Here is an 8,282-nt window from a genome sequence, read left to right on the forward strand (position 1 = left end):
GCGGATAACAGCGCCCAATCTGCTCAAAACGCAGACCGGATGCCAGCGCAAAAACCGTCAATCAAATCGCCAAAAGCCAGAAATCACGGGCCACGCACATCAATTGACGGTTCTTCGATCCCTCCAGATTAGCCTTCCTGTTACGGGAGGAAATGGAAAATGGCTTTCCGGCAGGCACCCGATGCGTCATGCGTCTGGATCTCGAAAGCTTCCATCCATTCTGATCTGCACAAGGATGCAAAGCAAAGCCTGACAATAACACTATACGGGCACGTTGGTTGGTCGAGATACAAGGGCGACTGCTGCCTGTGTGCTTCTGATGCACTTTAGGAAAATTTCTTTCGCCAGCATCATGACGAGATTTCTTCGGACATGTGGAGACATAGGTCAGATCGCAATGGAAGCTTCCGCCCTCCCCACATCGGCGGTTCCCAGCGACAATCCACATCAGGGTGTTATGTGACCTGTGTCGTTTTGCCGTTTTCCGTATCCTGCTTATCTGAAGCAGATGTATTCAGGCTGTCCTGACCGATGGAGCTTGTGCCGCTGGCAGATGATGCAGAACTGGATGGCGACGCAAAAAGTTCATCAACAATTTCCCTGTCGAGTTCCGCGTTCATGCCATCCATGTTGTCAAAATGGCCGACAATGCTCGTCGTGTTCCCTTGCGGGGTAAAGCTGTAGGGCTGGGAACGGTCCACTGTCGGGACGGAAGTGTTCAATGTTGGCAGTGAACTGCTCGGCAGGACATTTTCCTCACCGGAGAAACTGGATGAGAGCGTGAAACCGGTCTGTGTTCCTGAAGCCGTCTGGACCGTATTTTCCTGTATGTTGATGGAGAGGGAGGACGATCCCCACATTTCCTCCTCATTCGCCTGTTCTTCCCGCTGCTGCAGGTAAAGAAGGGATCTTTCCAGCGGGATCGAAACCGGCTGCTGGTCATCATATATCAGGTTTCGTTTGCTTATGTCCTGCAGGCCGGCATTGATTGTCTGCATGAACGATGTATTTGCGGTTTCCTGATCAAAAGCCGTTTCAATACCGTTTTCGGCGGAGCCACCATGGGCGTCGATTTCAAAGCGCATTTCGTCGCTGGTCACGTATGCGGCCCATTTCTGCGCATCGGATGTCGAGGAACTGGTTATGACCTGCGCAAGGGTATCGTAAATCTTCTGTATCGTACCGGTACCGGCAGAGCCGCCTATCTGCGTGCCTTGCGTGTTCAGATAATCTGCCGCCTCGCTGGACAGGGAAACCTGATCAGGGTCCGAACCATCGACCGCACCTGAACTTTCGGATGTGTCGCTGACAACTGCGCTGCCATGCTGGAGTAGACCCTGACCATCATCGGCATCAGATGGAACTGCCCCCTGAAACCAGAAAGCTGACCATGAAAGACTGGTTGTCGTTACGGTTGTCATAATTCACTCTGGTTTCCACGCTGGCAGAAAGGCAGACCTGCTAAAATAAACAAAGAACATTGAAACGGTAAGGAGAACGTTAATTTCCTGTTGTTTATTCATCACGAGGAAAAGAGCGTGATGAATACCCGGTCAGTAGCGGGCGTGGAACGTATGTATTTACTGCCTGCACGGTTTTTTCGTGCAAACATCCGATCATGACATTGCCGCCCCCGCGGGGAGGACCGCCATGCCGCTTTTCAGGTGGGACGGCAGCATTGCCATCCGTATGCTTTCTCACATCGCCAGACAGTCTGGCCGTCAGGAAAGCGACACTGTGGGCGCTGTTTTCACCCCCTGAAGCAATGCAGGCAATGGGGGTCAGAAAATCGCATTGATGGCAAGCTGGGGCGAGACCTGAATGCTTTTGTTATGCCCGGCATAATAGAAGGATGACCCGGCAATCACGCCCCATCGCGCATTCCAGTTATATTCAACCGCCGGCGCGACCTGCCAGTCGCCCGAGGCTGATCCAACCCTGTTCACCACCTGCCCGCCTGCGTTGCGCCCGTGGATGTACGACCCGTTGGCCCAGTCATAGGCCACATCGGTCGCCAGCACCCATTTGCGGGTAATGCCGTATTCCAGCGAAAAACCAGCCTCTCCACTCATGCCCGGCCGTCCCCGGCCACGAAAGCCCTGCGTGGTGCCATAGCTGGTCATATCATGCAGTACGGCCGAACTGACGGCGCGACGGAACCAGTTCCACATACGCAGCCGCAGGGCATGATTGCCCGGCAGGGTGTAGGTAGACTGTTCCGTCAGCGCCACCCGGAACACATACGCCCCCGTGCCAATGCCATCCTGCGCGTGACCAAGGTGACTGTAATCCCCCGTGGGAAAGATCATGCCCGCAAACAGGTTGAAAGCGGGAATGTAGCGCGCAGGGTCAGGCCGGACGAAGCAGTAGATCAGATCGACCGGAAAATCACCGAATTTGGGACCATGCGAATGGTCCGTCCCGTTCTTCCACCCGTAATCGATGACGGTGTGCATCTGGACGCTGAAATCCTTCGTGATGCCATATTTCCACAGGGTGGAATTGGCGAACATGCGCTGCATCGGATGCCTTGCCGGTCCAGCCGCCCCCTGCGTGTCAAACGTGCCCAGTGGCTGACTGTAGGAATAATAGGGTTCGACATTCAGCGCGCCCGGCCGACTCATCACCCCCGAGGGCGAGACGAGCGATCCGGTATACCATTGCTGCGCATGGGCTGTTCCCATACCCGCCATAAGGCAGGCAAACACCCGGCCACTCATCCAGACATGTGCCCGCTGGCTGGTGGCCGCCCTGAGTCCACACATGGTCGTGGACGATCTGGCGTGCATGCCGTCCCTCAGTGACCGGCCGCGAAGGTCCGCTGTATGTCAGCCGCTGCGGTTGTACCATCGGCCAGCAGCAACTGGAGCAGGATGCGCGCCTTGGCCGGGTTCAGGTCGAGCGAGGCCACGAGGCCATGCTGGTCGTCATCCACCTCCACATCGCGGTTGACGAAGCCATCCCCCACGCGGGTGGAACGCACCACCACAATCCCCGCCCTCACCGCCCGGTCCAGCGCGGACAGGGCATCGTCGGACACGTTGCCATCGCCCATGCCCGCCACCACAAGGCCACGCGCCCCTGCCCTGATGGCATCGTCAATCTGTCGTCCGTCCATGTCTGCATGGGCGTATATGATCTCGACACGGGGCAGCTTGTGATCGGCTGGCAGCCCAAGGTGGCCGGACTGCTGTGCCGGGGTGACAAAACGCACCGATGCCGGATCGACAAAGCCCACCGGCCCGGCATTGCGGGACAGGAAGGTCTGTAGCGCCGTGGTATGCGTCTTGCTGACCCAGCGGGCAGCATGAATCACATCGTCCATGACGACCAGCACACCCCGTCCTGCAGTCTGCGGGGCGGTAGCGACCTTGACTGCTTCATACATATTGGCCGGACCATCGGCACTGATGGCCGTACCCGGCCGCATGGCCCCGGTCAGGACCACCGGATGCGGAGTGTCCAGAACGGTATCAAGGAAGAAGGCCGTTTCCTCCATGGTATCAGTGCCATGAGTAATGACGACGGCATCGGCTTCGTTATGGGCAAAGGCCTGCCGGATGCGTTCAGCCAGCCGGAACCACACCGCGTTGTTCATGTTCTGGGATGGGATATTGGCAATCTGCTCCACCCGCAGTCGCGCCAGCCTGTCCACGCCCGGTACGCCTGCAATCAGTTCTGCGCCGGTCACGGCACCCGCGTCATACCCAATAGCCGAACGCGCGCTGGCCCGGCCTGAAATGGTGCCACCGGTGGCTAGCACCAGCACGCGCGGCAATGTCGCAGGCGCTACGGCAGCAGATGTGGTGGTGTTGGCCGCAAAGGCAGGCACAGACATGACAGGCAGTACGCCCGCAGCCATAAGGGCCAGCGGTAGCAGACGTGAAACGCAACGCGCGGTAGACATGGCGTGAATATCCCATCGGTTTCCCGGCGCGAAAATGCTGTCCGTTTCGCATCGGGGCCGGAAGTTCGAGAAAACAGAAGAACGGGTCAGCCGGAAGCGTCCATGACGCTTCCGGCCAGTACCTTCAGCCCCGCTGCGCGGTGAACTGCGCGTGGTATTCTTCAACCATATGCCGCAGGGCACGACCGATGGCGGCGTACTGGAACTCGTTCAGGTTCGCAAGCGACGCGCGCGCCGCAGGCCGCGTTGCGCCAAACCCCGCACCGGGCAGCAGCACGATGCCGGTTTCATCGGCAATACGGAACAGGATCTCACCCGTGCTGGCGCGCTCGATCATCCATCTGGCGAAGTCTTCACCGTACAGCGCGCTACATGTGTCCTGCAGGTCGATGAGGGTGTAGTAGTCCACCGCATTCGCATCCTCGGACGGCCTGACGCCCAGTTCGCGGTACAACGCTTCCTCACGACGGTGGATGACGCTTTTCAGCGTCGCCTTGTAATGCCCTTCATGATCCATCAGCGCAAACAGCGAGAACAGCACCATCTGCACCTGCTGCGGCGTTGACAGGCCCGCAGTGTGATTAAGGGCCACAGCCCGACTGTCGGCCACCAGACGGTCGATGAATTTCAGCGTCGCGGCATCCGTGGTCAGGCTGGAATAGCGTTTGTCCAGCGCCGCCTTCGCATCAGCCGGAAGCCGGGCCAGACGCGCGTCGATCGCATTGTCCCTGTGCATGCCGATCACGCCCAGACGCCAGCCGGTCGCACCGAAATACTTGGAGAACGAATAGACAAGGATCGTATTGCGCGGACAGGTCGCATAAAGCGAGCGGAACCCATCGGCAAAGGTGCCATACACATCATCCGTCAGGATCATGAGGTCCGGGCGGTCCGCCACGATGGAGGCAATCTTCTCCAGCGAGGCATCGTTCATCTTGACTGATGGTGGATTGCTGGGATTGACGCAGAAGAACATCTTCACCGCCGGGTCGCGCAGCTTTTCCAGCTCGCTTTCGGGATACTGCCAGTCCAGCGCCGGATCAGCCTGCACCGCCACGACTTCCAGCCCGTATTCGGCCAGTTGCGGGATCTCGATATAGGGCGAGAAGATCGGCATGCCGATGGCGACCTTATCCCCCTTGCGGATCAGATCGTTCTGCCTGAGCGAATTGAACACATAGGCCATGGCCGCCGTGCCGCCTTCAGTCGCGAAGAAATCAGTCGTGTCCAGCCCCACGCTGCCACCCACCATTTCACGCAGCACGTACTGGCCTACGACCTTCTCGCTCAATTCCAGCATGCGCGGCGGCGTGGGGTAATAGCAGCCCAGTATGCCCTCCACCATTTCCAGCAGGAAACGGTCCGCCTGCAGGCCCATCTGGTCACGCACGTAACTCAGGGCGCGACCAAGCAGAGTGGCTTCCTCATGGCTGGCGTTATCCATGACGAAGCGGTCAAACCGGCCCTCGATCCCTTCGACCCGCACCGTACCGCCCAGTCCCTGCGACAGGTAGGACATCGACAGCCGGGATTCCGACAGGGCGAACTGACCCAGCAGAAAAAAGGCCGCGCGCGGCAGGGTGGCAAGAAAATTGGGGTTGCCCCGCCCGGCATTCAGCATGGTCCGGTCAGCACGGGACGATGCAAGGCGGATCAGTTCATCCTTGAGTTCAAACGGGCTGAGATCACGGTAACTGGAATAGTCGATAGCCATTGTACGGCTCCCTGTTGTTGATATTGTTGTTCAGGCAAATGCGACCACAAGCGGCCCAAGCAGGGTCAGCAACACGTTCGCCACCGCATAGGTGATGGCGAACGGTGTTGTCGGCACCGCATTTCCCGCCTTGTTCAGGACCTCGCCAAAAGCGGGATTGGCGCTGCGCGAACCCGCCAGCGCGCCCGCGAAGATGGCCGTATTGTCGTAGCGCAGGACGTAGCGGCCAAAGAACATGGTGATGACCAGCGGCACCATGGTGACCACCACGCCCAGAAGAAACAGCGTCATGCCGTGCTGCATGATCGTGGCGATGGCCTGCTGGCCCGTCTGCAGTCCGGTCACGGCCACGAAACCCGCCAGCCCCAGGTCAACCAGCAGGGTTGACGCAGCCGCGGGCATGCTGCCGCGCGCCGGATGGCGGCCATGGAACCAGCCGAACAGCAGTCCGGACAGCAACGCGCCCCCGCCGCTGCCCAATGTCAGCGGAATACCGCCAAGGCGCACTACGCCGAGGCCGATCAGCAGCCCAAGGGCAATGCCAAGGCTGTGAAAAATCAGGTCGGTCTTGATGCCGGGCGTAAGGATCGTGCCAACCTGCGCCGCGACCCGCTGCACATCAGCAGGCGTGCCCAGCAGGGTCGCTACGTCGCCTTCGTGCACCGTAGTATCGGGTGCAAGCGCCACCGGCTGGCCCGCGCGTGACAGTCCGACCAGATAGACGCCATGCTTCACTGCTGCCGAGAGCAACTGCGCGCACTGCGCAACCGTGCGCCCGGCAAAATCCCTGCGCGATAGCACCACGTCACGCCGAACGAGGGACAGGTCCATGCCCGGCACATCGCCAGTTTCCGTGCCCACGCACTGTCCTGCGGCAATAATGTCGGCCCGCTGCCCCACCAGCAGGATCTGGTCACCTGCCTGCAGCACCGCATCGACAGTCACACCCACAGGACGGCCACCGCGCATGATCCGCTCGACGGTTACGGCATGGGCCGCACTTTCGATGCTGGCGACACTCAGGGCTGCCTGCGTGACACGATAGGTACGGCCCACGATATCGGGCAGCGCCGGGACCTCGCCCTCTCCGCAGACATAAACACCACCAGCCTGTGCCGCTTCGGCACGCACGGCATCTTCACGGATGCCACGGCCCATGAACCACGGCAGGATGTTTACGCACAGCAGGATCGGTCCGATGGAGCCGAAAATATAGGTCACGGCATATCCCACTGCGACATTGCCCTGCATCTGCTGCACCTGCGCCAGCGGCAGCCCCAGTTTTTCAAGCGACGACCCGGCAGTACCGATAATGGCCGACTGGGTCAGGCCACCTGCGGCAAGACCTGCAGCCAGCCCCTTGTCCAGATGGAACAGTCGCGCCACCGCCACGACTGTAACAAGCCCGGTTACGGCCAGCACCACGGCCATCAGGATCTCGCGCAATGACTGCCGCCCGAGCGAGCGGAAGAACTGCGGGCCGCTCTGGAACCCCACGGCATAGATGAACAGCGCGAAGAGCACGTTCTTGACGCCAGAATCGATATGTACCCCGACCTGGGCGATCAGTACAGCCGCCAGCAGCGAACCAGCCACGCCACCAAGCTGAAACGAGCCGAAGCGAAACTGACCAATCCGGCACCCGATGACCAGTGCAAGGAAAAGGGCCATTTCCGGACACGCACTGAATAGGCTGGAGAGAAGGTCGGTAAATGCGTGCATCAAATGTTTCCCTGCTCGTGATTGTTTTTACAAGGAAAAATCGCGATTCCTCACTTTCCCGTCATCGCCCTATTCATTAAAAAGAAATAAAAGTCTACAAAAATAATAGTATTTATATCGTAATGTTATGTATTGATAATTATTCCGTCATATATGCTGGTATTATTCATGAAAATAACGACCAGCCAGCTTATCATGTATGCTGTATCTACGGCTCAGAGCACAGCAATACCAAGAGCCCGACCGAAAGTTAATTGATTGATTACAGCAGGTTATGATTCATAGGTTTGCGAGAACTTGATGAGATCGAGATGGCTTAAACTGAAATCACCCCCACGCAGTATCGCCGGGACGACCTTGAGTATGCAAAGTGACCTGCCCGATGCGAAATGGGCGCTGATTGCTCCGCAGATGCCCGGAAGAAAGTGATCTGGGAGACCGCGGCGGATTGACCTGCGCCGCGTCACGGAGGCGATCCTTTATATCGTCACGACGGACTGCCAGTGGCGGCAGTTCCCGGCGTTCACGACCGTGAAGGCCTATATTCTATCAATGGATCCGCGAGGGCCGCTGGGAAGCGTTCAACCATATTCTCGTGATCCTGTCGCGTGACCAAGGCGGGCGGGACGCCACGCCTTCAGTGGGCATTATCGACAGCCAGTCGGGAAAATGGCGGCCCACGCGGTTATGACGCGGGCAAGAAGATCAGGGACCGCAGGCGGCATATCGCAACCGACACGCCGGGTCATGTCGTGGCGGCTGTCGTACATCCTGCCGACGTTCAGGATCGTGATGGTGCGCTGCTGATAGAGGGTAAGCATCCGGCGGGAGACGCGGGCGTATTCAGGCGGCGATGGTATTGTGGACCTGCTGGTGGGCTTTCCAGTGCCAGGGCAGGAGTTCATGGAGGCGTGGATTGGGGATGTCATTGATCCGTGC

Annotated in this window: 5 protein-coding genes and 2 pseudogenes; 2 read left to right on the forward strand and 5 right to left on the reverse strand. The window is 58.9% G+C overall.

What is annotated here, in order from left to right; genetic code table 11:
• Positions 1-253, forward strand: a pseudogene (locus ACBR42_RS16525) (hypothetical protein); the annotation flags it as partial.
• A gap of 202 nt (positions 254-455) precedes the next feature.
• Here the strand turns inward: ACBR42_RS16525 and ACBR42_RS16530 are convergent.
• From ACBR42_RS16530 to aspT, 5 genes are all read right to left on the reverse strand, one after another.
• Complete coding sequence (locus ACBR42_RS16530) at positions 456-1,421, reverse strand: hypothetical protein (protein WP_371208758.1); 966 nt, start codon at positions 1,419-1,421, stop codon at positions 456-458.
• A gap of 360 nt (positions 1,422-1,781) precedes the next feature.
• Positions 1,782-2,720, reverse strand: coding sequence for a hypothetical protein (locus ACBR42_RS16535; RefSeq protein WP_371208762.1), 939 nt, complete (start codon positions 2,718-2,720; stop codon positions 1,782-1,784).
• Positions 2,721-2,797: 77 nt separating this feature from the next.
• Entirely contained in the window at positions 2,798-3,907 is a 1,110-nt protein-coding gene (locus ACBR42_RS16540) for an asparaginase (protein WP_371208759.1), read from the reverse strand.
• Positions 3,908-4,031: 124 nt separating this feature from the next.
• The gene (locus ACBR42_RS16545; protein WP_371208760.1) at positions 4,032-5,621 is read right to left on the reverse strand and encodes a bifunctional aspartate transaminase/aspartate 4-decarboxylase; all 1,590 of its coding nucleotides are present in this window, start codon (positions 5,619-5,621) and stop codon (positions 4,032-4,034) included.
• A 30-nt stretch (positions 5,622-5,651) separates the two neighbouring features.
• Positions 5,652-7,343, reverse strand: a complete 1,692-nt coding sequence (aspT, locus tag ACBR42_RS16550) for an aspartate-alanine antiporter (protein WP_371208761.1) — start codon at positions 7,341-7,343, stop codon at positions 5,652-5,654.
• 326 nt (positions 7,344-7,669) lie between these two features.
• On the opposite strand from aspT, the pseudogene ACBR42_RS16555 reads away from it, so the two are divergent.
• A pseudogene (locus tag ACBR42_RS16555) lies at positions 7,670-8,182 on the forward strand (IS5 family transposase); the annotation flags it as partial.
• Between the last annotated feature and the right edge of the window lie 100 nt (positions 8,183-8,282).

Origin of the sequence: Komagataeibacter sp. SM21 (genome assembly GCF_041402665.1) — a bacterium.
GTDB classification, from domain to species: domain Bacteria; phylum Pseudomonadota; class Alphaproteobacteria; order Acetobacterales; family Acetobacteraceae; genus Komagataeibacter; species Komagataeibacter saccharivorans.

Bases quoted from the DNA above. Each gene is read 5' to 3' on its own strand.
- ACBR42_RS16530 (WP_371208758.1), bottom strand. From the start codon at position 1,421: ATGACAACCGTAACGACAACCAGTCTTTCATGGTCAGCTTTCTGGTTT.
- ACBR42_RS16535 (WP_371208762.1), bottom strand. From the start codon at position 2,720: ATGAGTGGCCGGGTGTTTGCCTGCCTTATGGCGGGTATGGGAACAGCC.
- ACBR42_RS16540 (WP_371208759.1), bottom strand. From the start codon at position 3,907: ATGTCTACCGCGCGTTGCGTTTCACGTCTGCTACCGCTGGCCCTTATG.
- ACBR42_RS16545 (WP_371208760.1), bottom strand. From the start codon at position 5,621: ATGGCTATCGACTATTCCAGTTACCGTGATCTCAGCCCGTTTGAACTC.
- aspT (WP_371208761.1), bottom strand. From the start codon at position 7,343: ATGCACGCATTTACCGACCTTCTCTCCAGCCTATTCAGTGCGTGTCCG.